Source organism: Mesorhizobium sp. M0140, assembly GCF_040322475.1.
In the GTDB taxonomy this organism is placed as follows: Bacteria; Pseudomonadota; Alphaproteobacteria; order Rhizobiales; family Rhizobiaceae; genus Mesorhizobium.
Map to the genome: position 1 here is coordinate 17,823 of NZ_JAMYTM010000037.1, position 21,350 is coordinate 39,172.

Genomic DNA, 21,350 nt, shown 5'->3' on the forward strand with positions numbered 1-21,350 from the left:
CGGCTGGACGAGCTTACTTGTGCGACAGCGCTTCCAGAGCCTCGGCGGCGCCTTCGAGGATGGCGATCGCCTCGGCCTGCTTGTCGGGCGGGGCGTCGACGAAGTCGCCCAGAGCCGCGCGCAGCCGGTGGCGGACTGCGCGGAATTCGTCGCGCGCTTCCGAACGATCCCCGCGGCCACCCCGGCCGCCACGACGCCCGCCCTCTTCGCTCTCGTCGTTCCAGCCGAACCAGTCGCGCGCCTTGGCCATTTTGCGGCCGAAGCGCTCGAGATGGTCGAGCACGCCATCGATCATCTCGCGGTTGTCGGCGAGATGCGCCTGGCCAGCTTCGGTGATCGAAAACACCTTCTTGTTGCCGTCGGCGGCGGAGGCGGCATAGCCGGCCTCTTCCAGGAAGGTCAGCGTCGGGTAGACCACGCCGGGGCTCGGGCTGTAGATGCCGCTGGTGCGTTCCTCCAACGCCTTGATGATGTCGTAGCCGTGGCGCGGGGCCTCGGCCAGCAGCGACAGCGTGATCAGCTTGAGGTCGCCGTCGGCCAACATGCGCCCGGCGCGGAACATGTCGCCCGGGCCGCCCCGCCCGCCACCGCGACCGCCGTGCCCGAACGGGCCAAAACCGCCGCCCCCTCTGCTACCAAATTTGCCGCCGAATTTGCCGGCCATGTGCATGAACATGCGCTCGCCGAAATGATTGTTCCCAAAATGTTTGTGCATTGATTGCTCCTTGAGTTGTATCTTACGATATATCTTAATTATGCGAGCCAATCGAGAGAGTCAAGATATATCTTACGATGTATCTGAATGCGGCGCCAGAGGCTTGCTTTCACCGGAACGTACCGCTAGAAGTCCCGCGAGCGCCTCGGCTGCTCCGTAAGCGTCTGACGTCAAGCAACGCATCCAACCCCGGTCTTTCCGGGCAATTTTGCCGGTCACCGGCGAATGGATGCCAAAAGCGACGGACCGGATACTTCAGGGAACTCTCAAAATGACTGCAAGACATCAGCGCAGGAAGCTGCCTGCGCGCTATGCCGCTGTTCTTAGCCCGCTGGTGCTGTCGCTGTTGATGACCTTCATCGTCTCGTTCATCTCGACGTTGAAAAGCCTTGGCTTCCACCCCGAGCTGCCGTCCATCTGGCTGACCGCCTGGGGGCTGTCCTGGCTGGTGGCGTTTCCGACGCTGCTGCTGGTGCTGCCGGTGGTACGCCGCATCGTCGGCGCGCTCTGCGAGCCGGCCAGCCGATAACTCGCACGAAAAAAGGTCCGGAGATGTCCTCCGGACCTTTGCGCTTCTGGTCATTAATCACGAAGCGCTACCAGCGACCCTTGCGCCGGTTCCAGGCATAGAGAAGGTCGGCGAAACGATCATAGGCAAAGCGTGTCAGCGGCAAGACAACCGGATTGCCGAACACCATCGCCAGCCAGCCCTCGCCCGGCGTGACCTTCCACACGGCGATGGCAACGTCGGCGCCGACCAGCAGCCTGCCCGCCGCGTCGGTGGCGTGCAGCCGGCGGCGGATATCCTCAAGCGACGCGCCATGCCCGGCAAGCGCTGCCGGTTCAAAATTGATGTCTCGGAACTCGATCCGCCCGGCCTTGACCGCTTCGATCAGCCGCCGCTTCTGCCTGCTTATGCCGGCATCGCAGACCGGGCAGCGCGTGTTGTACCAGACGGTCAGCATTTATCCGTGGCCATGCCTGTGGTGCAGGTCGGGATAATGCGGATGCCGGTGTCGCATTGGGGCATGCCGGTGCCAATGAGAATGCGGCTCGCTTACCGGCCCGTCATGATGCTGCTGGTGGTGTTCGTCATGCACATGGCTGTGCTCATGCTCCAGTTCCTCATGGTCGTGCTCATGCTCATGGCGCTCCGACAGATGCAGCCACAGGCCAACACCCATCAGAAGTCCGGCGGCCGCAAGCTTGAGCGTGACGGCGTCACCCAGGATGGCGATTGCCAGCAGCGCGCCGATGAAGGGAGCGAGCGAGTAATAGGCCCCTGTCCGGGCGGTACCCAGATGACGCAGCGCCACGATGAACATCACCAGGCTGACCCCAATGCCGAAGAAACCGACTGCCGCGGTCGCTGCAATGACCGACGCCCGGGGAAACAAGGCCCCGCCGGCAAGCGCCAGCCCGACATTGACGACACCCGCCACCAGCCCTTTGAGCATGGCGATCACCACCGGATCGGTGGCGGAGATCCTGCGCGTGAAATTGTTGTCGATCCCCCAGGCCAGACAAGCTCCTGCCACCAGCAGGGCGCCACGGTTGAAGGCTACGCCCTCACCTTGCCACGACAGAAGAACGGCGCCCGCCAGAATGGCGAACGCGCCGAAAAGCAGGCGCCGGTCGACATTCTCGCGATAGACGAGCCAGGCGATCGCCATCGTCGCCAGCCCTTCCAGGTTGAGCAGCAGCGCCGAACTGGACGCCGTGTTGAGGGTCAAGCCGAACATCAGCAGCACCGGCGCGATGATGCCGCCCATGCCGATCGCCAGCGCCAGCCAGGGAATATCCCCAGCGGTCAGTTGCGCCTCCCCGGCCGCGGCCTGCCTGCCCCGAAGCAGGCGGTACAGAGCCAGCCCGAGACCGGCACCGAGATAGAGCAGCCCGGCCAGCATGAAGGGATTGACGCCATTGAGCAGCAGCTTGCTGAGCGGCGGCGTCGCCCCGAACAGGGCGGCCGAGCCAAGCGCGAGTGGCACGCCGGGCCACAGATGCGAATGGGAATGCGGTTCGGACATGATCTCACCCTATGATGGCAGGTGTGTCACTTGCGGCGCATGGCAGCCTTCGGCCCGACGCACTTGTTGTCGCGAAACAGCGCCCACTCCTCGCAAAGGCGCCCATTGGGCAAGCCGCAGAATCCATATTCATTACCGGCCTTGTCCTTCCTGATCACCAGGCGCCCGCCGATCTCGCCACAATGGACGGACGCCGGATTGGCCATGCCGACCGGTTTTTGCGCGCCGGCGCCGGCGGAAAACGGCAGCGACGACAAAGCGGCAAAGCTGGCGACCAATATCGAAACCTTCTTCATCGCGATCTCCCCGGCCGCATTCTATCACGGCGAAGCGCCCCGTCTTGCGGCAAAGCGCCACCAGGCCGGCACCAACCAGCGACTTCGAGAAACCCTGCCGATTCCTTCACCCGAGCGAGGTGATGATCTCGCGGTAGGCTAATTCGGGAAAGGCCTTCAGCGTCCGCGTCCTGACATTGCCCGCTGCCGCCAGCATCAGCGAGAAGCGCGCCAGCACCGCGTCGTCGGGGGCTTCGACCACAGCCACCATATCGTATTCGCCCATGGTCAGGTAGAACCCCTTGAACGATCCGCCCATGTCTCCCAGTTGCCTCCTGGCGGCGTCGAGCCGCTTCGGTGACTCGCGTACGTTCCTGGCACCTTGCTCCGTCCAGTTCATCAGCACGATGTAGCTTGTCATGGCACACCTCCCTCCGGGGCCACGGAGCACGGCGGCTTCGCCGGGGCGGGCATCCGGGTTGTCGCCCAGAAAATGCATCCGACACCGAAATTATCCTCCTGAAGGGCCTCGCCCGCAAGAGTGCGTCCACAACAAAAAAGGGCGCCATCGGCGCCCTTGAACTCTTTGCATCGGTAAGTCTCAGCTATCCAGGAAGCTGCGCAGCTTGCGCGACCTGCTCGGGTGCTTGAGCTTGCGCAGCGCCTTGGCTTCGATCTGACGAATGCGCTCGCGGGTAACAGAGAACTGCTGGCCGACTTCTTCCAGCGTGTGGTCGGTGTTCATGCCGATACCGAAGCGCATTCTGAGCACACGCTCCTCGCGCGGCGTTAGCGAGGCCAGCACGCGCGTGGTGGTCTCGCGCAGATTGGCCTGGATCGCCGCGTCGATCGGCAGGATCGCCATCTTGTCCTCGATGAAATCGCCCAGATGCGAATCCTCCTCGTCGCCGACCGGCGTTTCGAGCGAGATCGGCTCCTTGGCGATCTTCAAGACCTTGCGCACCTTTTCGAGCGGCATGGCAAGCTTTTCGGCCAGTTCCTCCGGCGTCGGCTCGCGGCCGATCTCGTGCAGCATCTGGCGCGAGGTGCGCACGATCTTGTTGATCGTCTCGATCATATGCACCGGAATGCGGATGGTACGCGCCTGATCGGCGATCGAACGCGTGATCGCCTGCCGGATCCACCATGTCGCGTAGGTCGAGAACTTGTAGCCGCGGCGGTATTCGAACTTATCGACCGCCTTCATCAGGCCGATATTGCCTTCCTGGATCAGGTCGAGGAACTGCAGGCCGCGATTGGTGTACTTCTTGGCGATGGAGATGACGAGGCGCAGATTGGCTTCGACCATTTCCTTCTTGGCGATCGCCGCTTCGCGCTCGCCCTTCTGCACCTGGTTGACGATCTTGCGGAATTCCAGGATCGAGATCGCCGTTTCGGTGGCGAGGTTCTGGATCTCGGCGCGCAGGTCCTTGATCGCATCCTTCTCGTTCTTGGTGAATTCCTTCCAGCCGCGCGATGTCAGATTGCCGATCGAGCGCGTCCAGTTCGGGTCGAGCTCGGAACCCTGATATTCCTTCAGGAACTCTTCGCGGCGCACGCCGTAGCTTTCGGCCAGCCTGAGCAGCTTGCCTTCGTTCTGCACCAGGCGCTTGTTGATGTCGTAGAGCTGCTCGACCAGCGCCTCGATGCGCGCCGTGTTGAGCGACAGCGACTTCACCGCCTTGATCAGCTGGTCCTTGAGCTCCTTCAGCCGGCGGTCCTGGCTGGGCGACAGCGTGCCGGCGGCGGCCAGACGGTTCTCGACCTGCTGGTCCTGCAGCTTGCGCAGCTTTTTGTAGGTGTCGGCGATAACGTCGAGCGTCTCCATCACCTGCGGGCGGAGTTCCGCTTCCATCGCGGCCAGCGACAGGCTGGCTTCGTCCTCGTCTTCGTCGTCGTCATCCGTCAGCCCACGCGTATCGGCGCCGACATTGGTGATGTCGTCTTCGTCGTCGCGCGAACGGCGCGGCTTGTCCTCGACCTTGGCTTCCTCGACGCGCTCGACCACCGGCGCCTGTTTGGCCTCGGGGCCGGCATAGGTGGCTTCGAGATCGATGATCTCGCGCAGCAGGATCTTGGATTCGTTGAGTTCATCGCGCCAGATGATGATGGCCTGGAAAGTCAGCGGGCTTTCGCACAGGCCGGCGATCATCGTCTCGCGGCCGGCCTCGATGCGCTTGGCGATGGCAATTTCGCCCTCGCGCGACAAGAGCTCCACCGAGCCCATCTCGCGCAGATACATGCGCACCGGATCGTCGGTGCGATCGGTCGGTTCTTTCTTGGTGGTGGTGGCGGCGACCGCGGTGCCGGTCTGCTCGGCCAGCTCGTTGGCGTCTTCCTCGGCATCGGCGGCGGTGTCGGTGGCCTCGGGCTCCTCGCCCTGCTCGTCGTCCTCGACCACGTTGATGCCCATGTCGGACAGCATCGCCATCGTGTCCTCGATCTGCTCGGAGGTCACTTCCTCCGAGGGCAGCACCGAATTCAGCTCGTCCATGGTGACATAGCCGCGCTTCTTGGCGGCCTTGATCATCTTCTTGACAGCATCATCGGAAAGGTCGAGCAGAGGGCCATCGGTGGCGCCTTCGCGTTCGGTTTCGACCTCTTCCTTTTCCTTTGTCGCCATAGTCTTTATCTTCTCCTAGCGGCCGAACTTCAAAGCCGCGTAAGCTGTCGGACCAGTCAAATCGGATGCGCTCGCTTATGAAACGCGCTTCACCGGGCCAGTAACTGCATCAACTCGTTTCGTTTGGTGTATGTCGTTGCCCAAATCGGGTTTCCCCTTTTGGGCGACATGCATTAAGTCCAGATTAACCCTGATATCTGTGGCAGGCGGGCTGCCTGTCCAGTGACCAGTACCTCACATCGCTTGTTTTCCCGTGACGCGGGTTCGGGTTAACGTTTCGAATCGTCCTGATTCCGCCAATCTGCCAGAAGGTCAAGCGCCTCTCGCATGATTCGCATGAAAAAAGCGAATCAATTACCCGACTTAGCCCGTTACGCGCCATTTGGACGCGCAACGACGCTTTCTCAATTCACTCGCTTCCAACTAAGCTCGCCCCGCCCTGCCCGAGGAGACGCCAAACCCTTCGATCAGCGCTTCCGTGGCCTGCACATCCTGGAATTGCGCCTGAATTTCGATCAGGTGCTGGTAGTTTTCATCTGTGGGATCGGTGGCGAGCGCCGCTTCCGCCTGTTTCAGTTCCTTATGTAAGGTGCGCGCGCTGCGCTGCAAGTGCAGCGCCTGGCTGAAAGCATCGCGGGCATCTTCAAGGGCGGCGGTCTCCAGCGCCGGCCATTGCCGCATCCGCCGGATCAGCCCGACGGCCCGCTCCCAGATCTCGGCGCAGCCGGCGCGTTCGATCGTCGCAATCACCGCCTGCCGGTCATTGGCCATGTCGTGCGCCATCGCGTCGAGAATCGCTCCATGCAGCCGCCTCAGATCGGAGTTGGCGAGATCGAGGAACTCGATATGAGCGAAATTCTCGTCGATCAGCGCCGGATGGTTGACCAATGCGACGATGATCGTCGCCTCGCGCACCGACATCCCTTCGCCGCCGCGTTTGACCAAAGCCGACTGGCCGAGGCTTTCGGTGATCGCCATGCGGCCGCTGCCGGCCTTGGCGAACTGCCCGCCGGGCGCGGCCATCTTGCCTTGGCCCTGTTTCCAGTCTTGCCGACTTTGCCTGGTGCCGCGCTGCGAGCCGAAGAAGCTCAGCACACGCTCGCGCATCTCCTGCTGGTAGTGGTAGCGCAGGCTTTCGTCGCGGATGCGGCTGGTCAGTTCGCGCAGCGTCTTCTCGAGCTCGGCCCGCCGCTCCGGCGTATCGAAGACGCCGCCCGCCGTCTCACGCATCCATAAAAGGTCGACCAGCGGCCGCGCCTCGGCCAGAACGCGACGAAACGCATCCGGTCCTTCGGCCTTGACCAGATCATCGGGATCCTTGCCTTCCGGCAGCAGCGCGAAGCGCGCCGAGCGCCCGGCCTGCACAGACGGCAGCGCCATGTCGGCGGCCCGCCACGCTGCCTTCAGCCCGGCCTTGTCGCCGTCGAAGCACAGCATCGGCTCCGGCGCCATGCGCCAGAGCAGTTCGAGCTGGTTCTCGGTAAGCGCGGTGCCGAGCGGCGCCACGACGTTCTCGAAGCCGGCCTGCGCCAGTGCGATGACGTCCATATAGCCTTCGACGGCGATGACCGTGCCGCCCTTGGCCAAGGCCTTGCGGGCGCGGGCGAAATTATAGAGCACATTGCCCTTGTGGAAGAGTTCGGTGTCAGGCGAGTTCATGTATTTGGCCAGCGCGTCCGGCTGCAGCGCACGGCCGCCGAACGCGATGATCTTGCCCCGGGAATCCGGAATCGGGAACATGATGCGGTCGCGGAACCAGTCATAGGAAACCGGGATGTCGTCGCCGTGGCGCACCAGTCCACAAGCCTCGATGTCGGCCTTGGGCACGCCCTTGGCGGCGAGATGCTCCTTCAGCGCATTGCGGCTGTCGGGCGCAAAACCGAGCCGGAACGATTGCTGCGTCGCCGGCGTCAGCCCGCGGTCTCTGAGATAGGCGCGGGCTTTGGCGCCTTCCGGCCCCTGTAGCCGTTCCTGGAAGAAGGCGGTCGCCATCTCCATGACGTCGGTCAGGCTGGCGCGTTCCTTTTCGCGCCGCTCCTCCTGCGCATCGCGAACCGGCATCGGCACACCGGCCATGTCGGCGATCTTCTCAACCGCCTCGGGAAAGCTCATCCCGTCGAGTTCGGTGAGGAACTTGAAATGATCGCCCGAGACCGAGCAACCGAAACAATGGTAGCGGCCCTTTTTGTCCTCGCAGTGGAAGGAGGGGCTCTTCTCGCCGTGGAACGGACAACAGGCCCAATAGTCGCCGCGCGGCGCGTTGGTTTTCTTCCTGTCCCACGCAACGCGCTGGCCGATAACCGATGAAATCGGCACGCGGTCGCGTATCTCGTCGAGGAAGGCGGGTGGAAAGCGCATCGGGGAACTCGTTTCCCGATTATATAATCATACCCATGAAATCCGACGACCCTTAATGCGGGCCATACCCGGTTTCCACAGGCAAAAGAGGCGGCCGTTGCGGGCCGCCTCTTTCCAATATCCGCCTGGGGACCGCTTAATGCGCGGCAAGCACGCCGAAAATGACGCCGGAGAGCACACCGACCAACACATAGTCGTTGCCGACGCGGATCCATTCCTGGCCGCGACCGGGACGATGCAGGCCGTAGCGGCCATAGTCGCGGATCGGCTGGTGCTGTCTCCAGCCTGAATATTTATGGCCGTTGCGCCAGTTGTTGCGCTTCACGATGACCTTCTTATGGATGACGCGCTTCTGGATGAAGCGCTTCTTGACATCCCTGTTGGTGGGCTTTTGCCAGTCGACCTGGCTGTAATTCGACTGCGGAGCGTTCGGTGCATTCAGCGGTGCGGCTTGGCCGGTGAGCGACGTAGCGGCCAGCATCGAGAAAGCGAGTGCGGAAAGGACAATGCGTTTCAAAAGAAGTCTCCTTGGTTGTCGATGCCAGAGGAATAGCGGGCCACCGATGAACCGAAGCTGAACGCCTGCATTACAATTGTGTAATGATTTCCTTTATTTACCCAATAGAGCTGAACATAATCGCAAAGGCAGGAGCCGGTCGCGCTGCTAACTCTGCCTATCCGTTGCTTCGAGCCCGCCCCGCAATGCAACCATTTGCGCGTCCGTCCATTTTCCGACACCGCCCGTCGCGCTGCAACGGCCCTTGAAATCGACAAGATTTTATTATCCGGCTAAAATATTCGAGTTATTATAAGTCACCGCCATGAACATGATTCGTACCCTCGTTTTCCCTTCTGATCGCCACGCCAAACAGGACGCGCATCCTGTTTGCATGCGGGGGGCGAAATGAGCGGGTCCGTCGTCCTTCTGCATCTGGCCGGCGCCGTGGCGCTGATGCTGTTTGCCACCCGCATGGTGAAGACCGGCGTTGAACGCGCCTATGGCGACGTGCTGCGCCACCGCCTGCGCGCCACCATGCGCAATCCGATCATGGCGGTGCTGGCCGGCACCGGCCTTGCCATCGCCCTGCAGAGTTCCACAGCCGTCACGCTGCTGGTCGGCTCCTTCGCCGGCTCTGGCATCGTCTCGGGCGCCGCGGGCCAATTGGCAGTGCGCGGCGCCGAGATCGGCTCTGCGCTGGTGGTCAAGCTGCTGACCTTCGACCTCACCTTGCTGGTGCCGCTGTGCCTGATCACCGGCACGGTCATGTTCATGGCCACCGAGCGGCGCGACTGGCGCCAGACCGGCCGCATTCTGGTCGGCATCGGCCTTTTGATCCTGTCGCTGGAGATGATCGGCCAGGCGTCTGAGCCGCTGCGCAACAGCCAGCTCATGCCGGTCATCATCAACTACTTCTCGACCGATTCCATCACCGCCTATCTGCTGGCGGCGCTGATCACCTGGCTGTTCCAATCGAGCATCGCGGCGGTGCTGTTGATGGCGACGCTGGCAGGCCGCGGCCTGATCACGCCCGAACTCGGCGTCGTTCTCATCCTTGGCGTCAACCTCGGCTCCTCGATCATCGCGCCGATGCTGACCCGCTCGTCGAGCCCCGAAGTGCGCGTCGTGCCGATCGGCAACCTCCTGATGCGCGGGCTTGGCTCGCTGGTCATGCTGATCCTGGTCATGATCTTCAGGCCGCACTTCGCCTTTCTCGGTTCGACGGCGGCGGACCAGATCGTCAATGCCCACATCCTGTTCAACGTGCTGATCCTGCTCGCCGGCCTGCCGCTGGCAGGGTTCGTCTACCGCGCTTCGGAGAAGATCGTCGCACTTGGCACCAAGCCGGTGCCGGCCGCCTCGCTTGACGTCGTCGAACTGTCCGCGCTCAACGAAAGCGCGCTCGACGTGCCGAGCCAGGCGCTGGCCAATGCCACCCGCGAGGTGGTGCGGGTCTGCGAGACGATCGAGATCATGCTCAAGCGCATCATCGAACTCTATGAAAGTGCCGATGCCGACAAGATCAAGGCGCTGGCCGCACTCGACGACCGCGTCGACCGCAAGCACGCCGCGATCAAGCTCTACCTCGCCAAGTTGACCAGGAACCCGCTGACCGAGGACGAAGCGCTGCGCTGCCAGGAACTGATCGGCGCCTGCGTCAAGCTCGAGCAGGTCGGCGACATCATCGTGCGCAACATGCTGGTGCATGTGAAGAAGAAATTCGAGCGCGGGTTGGAATTCACCGACGAGGGCTGGGCCGAGCTGTGCGCCTTCCATGGCTCGGTGCTGGCCAATGCGCGGCTTGCCTTCAATGTGCTGGTGTCGCGCGATCCCGAGACTGCCCGCCAGTTGGTGCTGGAAAAGGACCAGCTGCGTGACCGCGAGAAGGAAACCAGCGCCAGCCATTTCGTGCGGCTGCGCGACGGCACCGCCAAAAGCGTCGAGACCAGTTCGATTCATCTCGATACCATCCGCGACCTGAAGCAGATCAATTCGCTGCTGGCCTCGATGGCTTATCCGGTGCTCGAAGAGCGCGGTCTGCTCACTGGGTCGCGGTTGAAGGCGAGCTGAGAAGCAGCCGATCTCCCCCACAAGGAGGGAGATTGGCGCTTCACCGCCTCGCTCACTGAAGAAAACCTAAACTCGCGACAAAAATTTCTTCATTGCCCGCAAAGCCCATCCGTGGTTTGAGGCCGTCCAGCTAAGGCCTTGCCATGTCGCTTCCGCTTATAGCCCTGTTCATTGCCGCTTTTGCCTTCGGCACCACCGAATTCGTGATTGCCGGCGTGCTGCCGCAGGTGGCGCAAGGTCTTGGCGTTTCGGTCCCCTCGGCCGGCTACCTCGTCTCCGGCTATGCCGGCGGCATCGCCATCGGCGGCCCGCTGCTGGCGCTCGCCACCAAGTCGCTGTCACGCAAAAGCCTGCTGCTCGGCCTCGCCATCGCCTTCACCATCGGCCAGGCGGCTTGCGCGCTGGCGCCCGACTTCACCTCGATGCTACTGTTGCGCATTGCCGTGGCGGTCGCGCATGGCGCCTATTTCGGCGTCGCCATGGTCGTCGCCGTCGGTCTCGTGCGCGAGGACCAGCGCGGCATGGCTGTCGCCGTCATCCTGTCCGGCCTCACCGTCTCCAACGTCATCGGCGTGCCGGCGGGCACCGCGATCGGCAACATCTGGGGCTGGCGCGCCACCTTCTGGGTGATGTGCGCGCTCGGCGTGGCGGCAACGCTGGCCATGGCAGCCCTGTTGCCGCGCACCACCGGATCGTCGGTCAGGCCCGCCGGTTTCGCCCGCGAGGTCTGTGTGCTGGCCCGCCAGCAGGTCTGGACCTCGCTGATCCTGATGCTGATGCTGATGATCGGCCAGTTCGGCCTGTTCACCTACATCACCCCGACACTGCTGGAGGTCACCGGGCTCGACGAGAACCTGGTGCCGTGGGTGCTGCTGCTCAATGGCGTCGGTGCCACCCTGGGAGTCTTCCTCGGCGGCAAGCTCTCCGACTGGAAGCTGATGCCGTCATTGATCACCATGCTGGCCCTGCAGGCGGTGACGCTGGCCGTCATCTACGCCGTCAGCCCCTATCCCCTGCCGATGGTTGTGGCGATCGTCGTCTGGGGCGGCCTCAACTTCGCCATCGGCACACCGATCCAGACCCGCATCCTGGCCTGGACGGCGGACGCCTCGAACCTCGCCTCGTCGCTCATTCCGTCCGGCTTCAATGTCGGCATCGCGCTGGCCGCGTCGTTGGGCGCCGCGATGCTGAACAGCGGCTATGGCTACCGCAGCCTGCCGCTGCTGGGCGCCATCGCCATGCTGGTCGCCGTCGCGGTGGCGCTGGCATCTTATGTCTGGGAAGGGCGCAGCAACGCCACGCCGCCGCTGACGGCTCCGGCGGAATAGACCACTTCACCCGCGCCAGCGCAGCAGGCGCATGGCGTTGGCGGTGACCAGCACGGTGGCGCCGGTGTCGGCCAGAATCGCCGGCCACAGGCCGGTGATGCCGGCAATGGTGGTGACCAGGAACACCGCTTTCAGCCCGAGCGCCACACTGATGTTTTGGCTGATATTGGCCATCACCGCCCGCGACAGCCTCACCATCCGCATGACGTCCGTGATGCGGCCACGCAGGATTGCCGCATCCGAGGTCTCCAGCGCCACATCGGTGCCGCCGCCCATGGCGATTCCGATGTCGGCGGCGGCGAGCGCCGGTGCGTCGTTGATGCCGTCGCCGACCTTGGCGACCTTCAGCCCTTCGCGCTGCAATTCGCCGATGATGCGCTGCTTGTCCTGAGGCAACAGCTCCGCCCGCGCCTCGATGCCGAGCGAAGCGGCAATGGCTTGCGCCGTGCGGCGATTGTCGCCGGTCAGCATGATCGTGCGGATGCCTTCGGCCTTCAGCGCCGCAATGCCGACCGCCGCATCCGGTCGCGGCTCGTCACGCAGGGCGATCAGCCCTGCCACCACGCCGTCGGCGACCAGCACCGAGACGGTCTTGCCCTGCCCGTTGAGGCTGTCGACGGCAAGGCGCTGCACTTGCGTCATGTCGGCGCGTTCGCCCGCCGCCGGACCGGAGCCGAGGAAGACGGCGACGCCACCGACGCTGCCCTCGACACCTTTGCCCGAGATCGCCTTGGCCGCCAGAGCCGGCGGCACCGGTGCCTTGTCGGCCTTGGCCCGGTCCAGGATCGCCATCGCCAACGGATGGCTGGAGCCCTGCTCCAGCGCTGCCGCCAGCGCCAGCACGGTGCGTTCATCCCTTCCATACGCCACAATGTCGGTGACCACGGGCTTGCCTGCCGTCAGCGTGCCGGTCTTGTCGAAGGCGACCGCCGTGATCCGGCGAAAGCCTTCCAGCACCGCGCCGCCCTTCATCAACAGGCCGCGCCTCGCCCCGGCCGCAAGGCCCGCGGCGATTGCCGCCGGCGTCGAGATGACCAGCGCGCAGGGGCAGCCGATCAGCAGGATCGCCAGGCCCTTGTAGATCCATTCGTTCCAGTCGCCGCCAATGAGCAGCGGCGGCAACAGGGCAACCAGCGCGCCGACCGCCAGCACCGCCGGGGTGTAGTATCTTGAGAAGCGGTCGATGAAGCGTTCAGTCGGCGCCTTGGCTTCCTGCGCCTGCTCCACAAGCCGCACGATTCGGGCGATGGTGTTGTCAGACGCGGCAGCCGTCACCCGCACCTTGAGCACGCCGTCGGTGCTGATCGTGCCGGCAAAGACGACGTCCGCAACGCCCTTGCGCTTGGGCGTGCTCTCGCCGGTCACCGGCGCCTCGTCGATTTCGCTCGACCCCTCGATGATCTCGCCATCGGCCGGAATGCGGTCGCCCGGCCGCACCAGGATGATGTCGCCGACGCCGAGCCGTTCGGCAGGAACTTCCGATGTGCCGCTCGCGCGTTCGACCAAGGCCGTCTTCGGCACCAGATCGGCAAGTCCCTGGATGCTCGCCCGCGCCCGGCCGGCTGCGACACCTTCCAGAAGTTCACCGATCAGGAACAGCACCACCACGGCGGCGGCTTCTTCCGTAGCCCCGATCATCACGGCGCCTATCGCCGCGATGGTCATCAGCATCTCGATCGAGAACGGCGTGCCGGCCAATGCCGCCATCAGCGCTCGCCGTGCGATCGGCACTAGGCCGACCAGCAGGGCGGCAAGGAAGACCCAGCGCTCGGCCGCAGGAAGAAGATGGCCGATGCCGTAGGCGGCGAGAAGCGCTGCCGCGCAGGCCAGCGTCAGCACGGCACGGCGGGAGCGCCACCACGCCTGCCCCGGCGCCGCATCGCTGTGATCATGATCAGCATGATCATGATCCTTGGCCACTGAAGCACGCCCATCGGCCCCGCCTTCCGCCTTGACGATGCCGTAGCCCAGCCGCGCCACCTGCCGCAGCACCTTGTCGTCGTTGAGCCAACCGCTGTGGCTGACCGTCATGCTGGCGCCGGTCACCGAAACCGAGACATCGGCGACGCCGTCGAGACGACGCACCGCCGTATCGATCTTGGCCGCGCAAGAGGCGCAGTCCATGCCGCCGATCTTGAACCGTGTCTGCCCGATCGTTTCCTGCTTGAGCGGCGTCGTCATCACATTACCTGCCTGTCTTGCCCGCGCGGCGTCGCCGCATGGGTCTTGAATGCTGATGTCAGGCACTATAATTGCTCTAGTCACTAGAGCTTCAAGGGGAAATTTCATGTTTTCGATCGGTGATCTCTCGCGTCGCACCGGGGTCAAGGTGCCGACAATCCGCTATTATGAGCAGATGGGCCTTGTCGCCGCACCCGAGCGTTCGGAAGGCAACCAGCGCCGCTATTCCAGGCAGGAGCTGGAGCGGCTGGCCTTCATCCGCCACGCCCGCGACCTCGGCTTCGCCGTTGACGACATCCGCTCCCTGATCGACTTGAGCGGCCACCCCGAGCAGCCCTGCGGCCACGCCGACAAGATCGCCGAGGAGCAACTGATCTCGGTGCGGGAAAAGATTGCCCAGTTGAAGCGACTCGAGGCCGAGCTCGAACGCATCGCCACGTGCTGCAATGGCCAGACGGTCGGCGACTGCTACGTCATCCGCGCGCTGTCGGATCATGCGCTGTGCGCCGATGAGCATGGTTGAGACACATCCTACAGCTCGATCCGGAACCGCAAGCTTTCCGCCCCGCCATAGGCGGCGTCCTCGAAGAAGCGTTCGACGAGCTTGCCGTCATTGGCCAGGATCACCTTGTGCGAGGCCGGATTGCCCGGCTTGGCGGTGATCTCGACGTGAGCCAGGCCGACCGCCCTCGCCTCGTCCAGCATCAGCCGCAGCGCCTCGGTGGCGTAGCCGCGCCGCCGCTTCCACGGCACCACCGCATAGCCGATATGGCCGAGCACATGCGGCGGCAGTTCCGCCGTGCCCTTCTGCCAGCGAAAGCCGATCGAGCCCGACGCCTCGCCATCCCAGATCCAGCGGCGGAAGCCCGGCAGGCGCGGCACTTTTTTGCCGTCGGGCAAGCTGATCGGGCCGCCCTTGGCCTGGGGATTGTCGAGGTCGGCAAGAAAGGCCACGGGATCCTTTTCGATGGCCGCGAGCTGCTCGCGCGTCGCTTCCATCAGCCGCACATTGTCCGGTGACCAGCCGCGCTCGAGCGCCACCTTGTAGGATGGCAGATGTTCAAGCGCGGGTTTGACGATTTCGATCATGGTGCACCGGCGGAGACGCTACGCCGATAAATAGCAGCATTGCCCGGCAAGGCACGGTCCACCAAGGAGCAGCCTCTTACGACAAGGCCGCGTTTCCATCGCTGGAAACGCGGCCCCGATCTTATGTCCTTGGGAGGACTGGAGCTCCGGCGCAGGCGCGCGGGAGTACCCTTATGCGAAGTCAGGCGATGTCGAAGCGGTCGGCGTTCATCACCTTGGTCCATGCCGCCACGAAATCCCTGGCGAATTTCTGGCTTGCATCCGCGGAGCCATAGACCTCGGCAAGCGCACGCAACTGGGCGTGCGAGCCGAAGATCAGATCGGCACGGGTGCCGGTCCACCTGACCGCCTTGGTCTTGCGGTCGCGCGCCTCGTACACCTCTTCCGAACCCGGAACAGAGCCGGCGGCCGGATCCCAGACCGTGTTCATGCTGAGCAGATTGACGAAGAAGTCGTTGGTCAAAGTGCCCGGCCTGTCGGTGAACACGCCGTGCTTCGATCCGCCGGTATTGGCGCCGAGCACGCGCAGACCGCCGACCAGCACCGTCAATTCCGGCGCGGTCAACGCCAGCAACTGCGCCCGGTCGACCAGCATGGCCTCGACCGACATCGGCTGCTTGCCCCTGACGTAATTGCGGAAGCCGTCGACCTTTGGCTCGAGCGCGGCAAAGGAATGCACGTCCGTTTGCTCCTGCGAGGCGTCCATGCGGCCTGGCGTGAACGGCACCTTCACCTCATGGCCTCCGTCCTTCGCGGCTTTCTCGACCGCGGCAACGCCGCCAAGCACAATCAGGTCGGCAAGAGAGACTTTCTTGCTGCCCGCGTTGAACTCCTTCTGAATGGCTTCGAGCTTGGCAAGCACCTTCGACAGTTCCGCCGGCTGGTTGACGTCCCAATCCTTCTGCGGCGCCAGTCGGATACGTGCCCCGTTGGCGCCACCGCGCTTGTCGGAATTGCGGAACGTCGAGGCCGAGGCCCACGCAGTCGAGACCAATTCGGAGACTGAAAGGCCCGATGCCAGGATCTTCGCCTTCAGCGAGGCGATGTCCTGCTCGCTGACCAGCTCGTGGTCGATGGCCGGGATCGGATCCTGCCAGATCAGCTCTTCCTTCGGCACGAGCGGGCCGAGATAGCGGGCGACCGGACCCATGTCGCGATGGGTCAGCTTGTACCAGGCGCGGGCGAAGGCGTCGGCGAATTGCTCCGGATGCTCGTGGAAGCGCCGCGACACCTTTTCGTAGGCAGGATCTACCCGCAGCGCGAGATCGGTGGTCAGCATCGCCGGCGCGCGGCGCTTTGACGGATCGTGCGCATCCGGAACGGTGCCGGCCCCGGCGCCACCCCTTGGCGTCCACTGATGGGCGCCGGCCGGGCTCTTGGTCAGTTCCCAGTCGAAGCCGAACAGATTGTCGAAGAAATTATTGCTCCACTTGGTCGGCGTCGTGGTCCAGGTCACTTCGAGGCCCGAGGTGATGGCGTCGCCGGCAATGCCGGAAGCATGCTTGCTCGACCAGCCGAGGCCTTGCGCCTCGATGATCGAGCCCTCTGGCTCCGCGCCAACCAACGACGCATCGCCGGCACCGTGCGTCTTGCCGAAGGTGTGACCACCGGCGATCAGCGCCACGGTCTCCTCGTCATTCATGGCCATGCGGGCGAAGGTCTCGCGAATGTCGCGGGCCGAGGCCAGCGGATCCGGCGTGCCGTTCGGCCCTTCCGGATTGACGTAGATCAGCCCCATCTGCACGGCGCCGAGATGGCCGCGAAGTTCACGGTCGCCGGAATAGCGCTTGTCGTCGAGCCACTTGGTTTCCGAACCCCAGTCGACGTCCTGCTCGGGCTCCCAGACGTCAGCGCGGCCGCCGGCGAAGCCGAAGGTCTTGAAACCCATCGATTCCAGCGCGACGTTGCCGGTGAGGATCAGAAGGTCGGCCCAGGAAATCTTGCGGCCATATTTCTGCTTGACCGGCCACAGCAGCCGGCGCGCCTTGTCGAGATTGGCATTGTCCGGCCAGCTGTTGAGCGGTGCGAAACGCTGCTGGCCTGCCCCGGCGCCACCACGGCCATCGCCGATGCGGTAGGTGCCGGCACTGTGCCAGGCCATGCGGATGAACAGCGGCCCGTAATGGCCGAAGTCGGCCGGCCACCAATCCTGCGAATCCGTCATCACCTGGTGCAGGTCCTTGATCACCGCATCGAGATCGAGCGACTTGAATTCCTCGGCATAGTCGAACTCTTCGCCCATCGGATCCGAAAGGTTCGATTGCTGATGGAGAACGCCAAGATCGAGTTGGTTGGGCCACCAGTCACGGTTGCTCCTGCTGGAGGATCCGTGTGCAACGGGGCATTTGCCGGCGCTGGGATCATCGGTCTGTGCGTCCATGTTCTTCTCCGATCGTGGCTGTGTTGAGCTGTTCAACTGCTGGGTGACAGGGACATAGAAATGTCCCTGGAGGCGGTCCGTTTCATGGCTGGCGCGATGACCATATGCCCGATACGCGACCGAATATGTTGGATGTCCTGTTGCTGCGGGCATGCGCCTCACCAGGCGGTCCCGGCTGCTCCTCATCTTCGTTGCGACTCGTATAGCAAAGCCGTCTGATTAATTTAAGTTGGATTTCCTGATTACAGCGATAAGATGACATTATGACAAACCTGACGCTGAAGCAGTTGCGTTATTTCGAGGCACTGGCGCGGCACAACCATTTCGGACGCGCGGCGGATGCCTGCGCCATCTCGCAGCCCGCCATCTCGGTGCAGATCCGGGAGTTGGAGGAAACGCTTGGCACGGCGCTTTTCCAAAGAGGCCCACGCCAGGTCCGGCTGACCAATTTCGGCGAGGAATTCGCCTTGCGCGTCCGCGACATCCTGCGCTCGGTGGACGAGCTGACGGATCTGGCCCGCGCCTCGCGCGACCGGCTGGTGGGACGGTTGCGCATCGGCGTGATCCCGACGATCGCACCCTATCTTCTGCCTGCCATCATCGGCAACCTCGCCCGCATGCATGACGGGCTCGATATCCACGTGCGCGAAACGCAGACGCAGAAGCTGATCCAGGAACTGGCCGACGGCCGGCTCGATGCGGCCATCGTTGCCTTGCCGGTGTCGGAACCCTCGCTGACGGAAATCGTGCTGTTTGCCGAGAACTTCGTGCTGGTCCGGCCCGGCGAGGATGAGGGAAAGCCGGTGCCCAACCGCGAAATGCTGCGCGAGATGCGGCTGCTCCTGCTCGAGGAGGGCCATTGTTTTCGCGATCAGGCGCTGTCGTTCTGCAACATGCATTCGGCACGGCCGCGCGAGTTGCTGGACGGCAGCTCGCTGTCGACCCTGGTGCAGATGGTCGGCGCCGGCGTCGGCGTCACCTTGATCCCCGAAATGGCCGTGCCGGTGGAGACGCGCTCCGCGGCAGTCTCTATCGCCCACTTCGCCAATCCCCAACCATCGCGGACGATCGGCATGATCTGGCGCAAGACAAGCCCGATCGCCAAACAGCTGCTGCTTATATCCGAAGTGGTTCGCCAGGCGGCCGAAGCATTGCGCGCGCAGCACAGTTCGGCATCGGTTGCACAGCCTCTGAAGCTGCCGGCAGCGGCCCAATGAAGGCAGACTGACCGGATCGTCAGCCTGCCGCGTGGAACCGGATTTCACCCTTGTTCAGAAAACAGGTCTTGTTGAACAGCGACAGATCCAGAGGGTTCGGTAACCGCACATCGCTGATATCGGGACATGGCTTCTTCGCCGGATCGTATGACCGATCGATCTGCGAGATGAAGACGAGGATCAATCCCTTGTCGCCGGCAAACGACTTCAGCGTGCGAACCTGCGCCATCAGGTCCGGATTTTGCCGCTTCTGGTCGAGCAGTTGCAGATAGTCGATCACCACCAGCGTGCCGCGCGGCACCGAGCCCAATGCCTTGACGATATAGTCGGCGCTGATGGCGTCGGAATTGTCGAACACGAACTGGTCGTTGAACCGCGCCGGATCCGCCCCGATGGCGCGAAACCGGTCGAGCACATCTCGTTGCGTATACTCCAGCGTGAAGAACACGCCGCGATGGCCTGATTTCATGGCTTCGATCGCGAGTTCGAGGCTCATCAGCGTCTTGCCGTGGCCGGGTCGCGCACCGACCAGAACCAGGTCGCCGGGCGCCAGTTGCGCAAACAGTACACCGGCAGGTGCCACCTCGGCCGCCTCGGCTGCCTCGGCTGCCTCGGCTGCAAGCAGGCTCCAACTGCTGAAACCTTCCCGTGCCGCAACACGATCGAGCGCTTCGTGGAGCGCAATCTTGCCCTCGCGGGACAACAGCCTGGCTTGACGCTTCAGATAATAGACCGGCGCGGACAACTTCATGCAAACCTCCTGGTGCGAGCAGTTTCCGCAATCCCTCCTTATGCCTGGCGCTCGAACAGTCGGTTCGGTGATCGGAAAGCCCTGCATGAACGATGCTTTCCCGGCGGAGGGAGGAGGCGTGGGCTGCGCCAGAATCAGATGATAGCTCAATCCCTGCGTATCGAAAATCGCAGACATTCAAAGATGCGGGGAGCCCGCTGCAAGCCTGGAGCCAGCATCCCGGCGTAGGAGCATTTGCGCGCGTCGATCTCCTTCATGGCTCTTCGTGCGGACTTGCGGAGGGCACGCGTTAACAAAGGGTGCGCTAAACAAGATGTGTTTCGCCTGATAATGCGAGACCCTTTATGATCGATTCCCGGCGGCAACACCGCAAGGAAATGGCTTTGGCAGGAGTTGATCCAGTGCGGTTGAGATTCGTCCCTCTGGGTATCGTCCCGATCCTCAGCCTCCTCGTCGCCGCCATTGCCTTGACGATGTCGGCTCGATCCTTTGCCGCACCATCTGACGTTCCGGCCTGGCTGCAGGCTCACATCGGCAACAGCGACGGCCAGATCTCACAAATTGTCCTCGAACGAGCCCGCGCGCTTTACCGGAAGAAGGTCGCGCAAGGTGCAGTCAAGAACCCCTGCTACTTCGCCATGGATGCGACGCGCCCCAGCGATCTGGGCGATGGCGTTCTGGGGCGCCGCTATTACGTCATCTGCGAAGCCAGCCAGTCGTTTCGCGCGATTTCGTCGGGTCATGGCAGCGGCCGGGATTTGAAAGGCGTTGTCGATTTTTCGAACAGCAAGCGGTGCGCGAAGAATTTCGGCAATGCGATGGATTCGTCGTTGACGGCCGGCGGCGGCTATATCACCCGCGAGGCAAAAACCTCGTTCAAGGGCTATTACCGCACCGTTGCGAAACAGGACGCGGTTTTCCAGCGCACCTTCATCCAGTTCGACGGCGAAGGCGAGGCCGCGAATGCCAGGCAGCGGGTGATCGGCGGCCATGCCGCCCAGGTGCTGCACGGCCTATGCCTGCGCAAAAACCCGAAAAGTTCGCATGCCGACCATGACGGCTTCGTGCCGTTCGGCAAACTGGTGGACTATGCCGGCGGCCGCAGCAATGGCTGCACCAGCTGGTCGCCGGCGGATGCGCAGCAGATCATCACCATGGTCAAGGACAATCCGACGACGCTCTATATCTACCCGGAATCGCGCGACATCGCCGCGGTCGCAGCCAACCATTCACAGCCGGGCGCCTACTGGAACGCGTCCTGCCTGAAGGAAATCGGCACACCTAAATTCTGGCCGCGAAAGACCCTCGAGCCGATCATCGCCCAATACAGGAAGGATCACCCGGCACCGCCGCCGCAGCCGCTGCCGATCTGCGAAGCGTCTTGAAGTCCGCATCGCACCGCCGCGCCGCTTTATGTTCGGCGTGCGAACCGCATTGATCGGCAGCCCTGCGACCCACCATCAATGATTCAATCCGATCTCCAAGGCCAGCGCGCCGGTAGCTCCGGTGCCCCGCCTCTCTCCTCGATGTCGCAACTCGAAACAGCTGTGTGCATAAGGGCCGGATGGATCAAGACTGGCTGAATGCTCTGGCCGAGGAAAGAATTTCCGGCACCACGTTCAGCCGATTGTGGTGGTTGGAACCAACGGCCTGCTACCCAGTTAGAAGGCCAGCAAGTCTGGTTACAGCCTTGCCGCTATATGAATCAGAACCCGCCGACGCAGTCTACGGCCTAGCAGGATGCCGTCCTTGCGGCGGCGTTGCCCGGCTGGGAAGCCGGTGTGGCTGCCTCCGCAACCTGGGCTGCACAGCCGCTGACGACATGCAGACACCG

The 21,350-nt window shown here is 63.4% G+C and carries 18 protein-coding genes; 6 read left to right on the forward strand and 12 right to left on the reverse strand.

The window, feature by feature from the left end; all coding sequences use genetic code 11:
- Positions 1–13 precede the first annotated feature (13 nt).
- Positions 14–715, reverse strand: a complete 702-nt coding sequence (locus NKJ37_RS27420) for a PadR family transcriptional regulator (RefSeq protein ID WP_352775816.1) — start codon at positions 713–715, stop codon at positions 14–16.
- Between the two features lie 271 nt (positions 716–986).
- Between NKJ37_RS27420 and NKJ37_RS27425 the strand changes: the two genes are divergently transcribed.
- Positions 987–1,244, forward strand: coding sequence for a DUF2798 domain-containing protein (locus NKJ37_RS27425; protein WP_023809663.1), 258 nt, complete (start codon positions 987–989; stop codon positions 1,242–1,244).
- A gap of 67 nt (positions 1,245–1,311) precedes the next feature.
- On the opposite strand, the gene NKJ37_RS27430 is transcribed toward NKJ37_RS27425, so the two are convergent.
- The 7 genes from NKJ37_RS27430 to NKJ37_RS27460 form a co-directional block, all read right to left on the reverse strand.
- Positions 1,312–1,680, reverse strand: coding sequence for a thiol-disulfide oxidoreductase DCC family protein (locus tag NKJ37_RS27430; protein ID WP_352440457.1), 369 nt, complete (start codon positions 1,678–1,680; stop codon positions 1,312–1,314).
- A complete protein-coding gene (locus tag NKJ37_RS27435; RefSeq protein WP_352775820.1) occupies positions 1,681–2,745 on the reverse strand; it encodes a DMT family transporter in 1,065 nt (354 codons plus the stop codon). It abuts the gene before it with no gap.
- Between the two features lie 26 nt (positions 2,746–2,771).
- The gene (locus NKJ37_RS27440) at positions 2,772–3,041 is read right to left on the reverse strand and encodes a putative hemolysin (RefSeq protein ID WP_352555750.1); all 270 of its coding nucleotides are present in this window, start codon (positions 3,039–3,041) and stop codon (positions 2,772–2,774) included.
- A gap of 106 nt (positions 3,042–3,147) precedes the next feature.
- Entirely contained in the window at positions 3,148–3,441 is a 294-nt protein-coding gene (locus NKJ37_RS27445; protein WP_352555748.1) for a GYD domain-containing protein, read from the reverse strand.
- Between the two features lie 180 nt (positions 3,442–3,621).
- Entirely contained in the window at positions 3,622–5,643 is a 2,022-nt protein-coding gene (gene rpoD, locus NKJ37_RS27450) for an RNA polymerase sigma factor RpoD (protein ID WP_023809668.1), read from the reverse strand.
- Between the two features lie 423 nt (positions 5,644–6,066).
- Positions 6,067–8,001, reverse strand: coding sequence for a DNA primase (dnaG, locus tag NKJ37_RS27455; protein ID WP_352775822.1), 1,935 nt, complete (start codon positions 7,999–8,001; stop codon positions 6,067–6,069).
- 136 nt (positions 8,002–8,137) lie between these two features.
- A complete protein-coding gene (locus tag NKJ37_RS27460; RefSeq protein WP_352613114.1) occupies positions 8,138–8,518 on the reverse strand; it encodes an RcnB family protein in 381 nt (126 codons plus the stop codon).
- A 387-nt stretch (positions 8,519–8,905) separates the two neighbouring features.
- On the opposite strand from NKJ37_RS27460, the gene NKJ37_RS27465 reads away from it, so the two are divergent.
- Positions 8,906–10,570: a Na/Pi cotransporter family protein gene (locus NKJ37_RS27465; protein ID WP_023809671.1), complete on the forward strand. Its 1,665-nt coding sequence runs from the start codon at positions 8,906–8,908 to the stop codon at positions 10,568–10,570.
- A gap of 143 nt (positions 10,571–10,713) precedes the next feature.
- The gene (locus NKJ37_RS27470) at positions 10,714–11,898 is read left to right on the forward strand and encodes an MFS transporter (protein WP_352613112.1); all 1,185 of its coding nucleotides are present in this window, start codon (positions 10,714–10,716) and stop codon (positions 11,896–11,898) included.
- 6 nt (positions 11,899–11,904) lie between these two features.
- On the opposite strand, the gene NKJ37_RS27475 is transcribed toward NKJ37_RS27470, so the two are convergent.
- A complete protein-coding gene (locus tag NKJ37_RS27475; RefSeq protein ID WP_352613110.1) occupies positions 11,905–14,079 on the reverse strand; it encodes a heavy metal translocating P-type ATPase in 2,175 nt (724 codons plus the stop codon).
- 106 nt (positions 14,080–14,185) lie between these two features.
- Here NKJ37_RS27475 and NKJ37_RS27480 point away from each other — a divergent pair, with 106 nt between their 5' ends.
- The gene (locus NKJ37_RS27480; RefSeq protein WP_023809674.1) at positions 14,186–14,602 is read left to right on the forward strand and encodes a MerR family transcriptional regulator; all 417 of its coding nucleotides are present in this window, start codon (positions 14,186–14,188) and stop codon (positions 14,600–14,602) included.
- An 8-nt stretch (positions 14,603–14,610) separates the two neighbouring features.
- On the opposite strand, the gene NKJ37_RS27485 is transcribed toward NKJ37_RS27480, so the two are convergent.
- Entirely contained in the window at positions 14,611–15,168 is a 558-nt protein-coding gene (locus NKJ37_RS27485; protein WP_352613108.1) for a GNAT family N-acetyltransferase, read from the reverse strand.
- Positions 15,169–15,349: 181 nt separating this feature from the next.
- Positions 15,350–17,548 (reverse strand): catalase/peroxidase HPI, encoded by a 2,199-nt coding sequence (gene katG / locus NKJ37_RS27490; protein ID WP_023809675.1) that lies wholly within the window; start codon positions 17,546–17,548, stop codon positions 15,350–15,352.
- 263 nt (positions 17,549–17,811) lie between these two features.
- Here katG and NKJ37_RS27495 point away from each other — a divergent pair, with 263 nt between their 5' ends.
- Positions 17,812–18,765 (forward strand): hydrogen peroxide-inducible genes activator, encoded by a 954-nt coding sequence (locus tag NKJ37_RS27495; protein ID WP_352613104.1) that lies wholly within the window; start codon positions 17,812–17,814, stop codon positions 18,763–18,765.
- Positions 18,766–18,784: 19 nt separating this feature from the next.
- Here NKJ37_RS27495 and NKJ37_RS27500 read toward each other — a convergent pair whose 3' ends face one another.
- Positions 18,785–19,516: a DNA helicase gene (locus NKJ37_RS27500; protein ID WP_352613102.1), complete on the reverse strand. Its 732-nt coding sequence runs from the start codon at positions 19,514–19,516 to the stop codon at positions 18,785–18,787.
- 401 nt (positions 19,517–19,917) lie between these two features.
- Here NKJ37_RS27500 and NKJ37_RS27505 point away from each other — a divergent pair, with 401 nt between their 5' ends.
- Positions 19,918–20,901: a hypothetical protein gene (locus tag NKJ37_RS27505; RefSeq protein ID WP_023809678.1), complete on the forward strand. Its 984-nt coding sequence runs from the start codon at positions 19,918–19,920 to the stop codon at positions 20,899–20,901.
- Positions 20,902–21,350: the final 449 nt, after the last annotated feature.

Excerpts from the sequence above, each read along its gene's own strand:
- NKJ37_RS27420 (WP_352775816.1), bottom strand. The coding sequence starts at position 715 with ATGCACAAACATTTTGGGAACAATCATTTCGGCGAGCGCATGTTCATG.
- NKJ37_RS27425 (WP_023809663.1), top strand. The coding sequence starts at position 987 with ATGACTGCAAGACATCAGCGCAGGAAGCTGCCTGCGCGCTATGCCGCT.
- NKJ37_RS27430 (WP_352440457.1), bottom strand. The coding sequence starts at position 1,680 with ATGCTGACCGTCTGGTACAACACGCGCTGCCCGGTCTGCGATGCCGGC.
- NKJ37_RS27435 (WP_352775820.1), bottom strand. The coding sequence starts at position 2,745 with ATGTCCGAACCGCATTCCCATTCGCATCTGTGGCCCGGCGTGCCACTC.
- NKJ37_RS27440 (WP_352555750.1), bottom strand. The coding sequence starts at position 3,041 with ATGAAGAAGGTTTCGATATTGGTCGCCAGCTTTGCCGCTTTGTCGTCG.
- NKJ37_RS27445 (WP_352555748.1), bottom strand. The coding sequence starts at position 3,441 with ATGACAAGCTACATCGTGCTGATGAACTGGACGGAGCAAGGTGCCAGG.
- rpoD (WP_023809668.1), bottom strand. The coding sequence starts at position 5,643 with ATGGCGACAAAGGAAAAGGAAGAGGTCGAAACCGAACGCGAAGGCGCC.
- dnaG (WP_352775822.1), bottom strand. The coding sequence starts at position 8,001 with ATGCGCTTTCCACCCGCCTTCCTCGACGAGATACGCGACCGCGTGCCG.
- NKJ37_RS27465 (WP_023809671.1), top strand. The coding sequence starts at position 8,906 with ATGAGCGGGTCCGTCGTCCTTCTGCATCTGGCCGGCGCCGTGGCGCTG.
- NKJ37_RS27470 (WP_352613112.1), top strand. The coding sequence starts at position 10,714 with ATGTCGCTTCCGCTTATAGCCCTGTTCATTGCCGCTTTTGCCTTCGGC.
- NKJ37_RS27475 (WP_352613110.1), bottom strand. The coding sequence starts at position 14,079 with ATGACGACGCCGCTCAAGCAGGAAACGATCGGGCAGACACGGTTCAAG.
- NKJ37_RS27480 (WP_023809674.1), top strand. The coding sequence starts at position 14,186 with ATGTTTTCGATCGGTGATCTCTCGCGTCGCACCGGGGTCAAGGTGCCG.
- NKJ37_RS27485 (WP_352613108.1), bottom strand. The coding sequence starts at position 15,168 with ATGATCGAAATCGTCAAACCCGCGCTTGAACATCTGCCATCCTACAAG.
- katG (WP_023809675.1), bottom strand. The coding sequence starts at position 17,548 with ATGGACGCACAGACCGATGATCCCAGCGCCGGCAAATGCCCCGTTGCA.
- NKJ37_RS27495 (WP_352613104.1), top strand. The coding sequence starts at position 17,812 with ATGACAAACCTGACGCTGAAGCAGTTGCGTTATTTCGAGGCACTGGCG.
- NKJ37_RS27500 (WP_352613102.1), bottom strand. The coding sequence starts at position 19,516 with ATGAAGTTGTCCGCGCCGGTCTATTATCTGAAGCGTCAAGCCAGGCTG.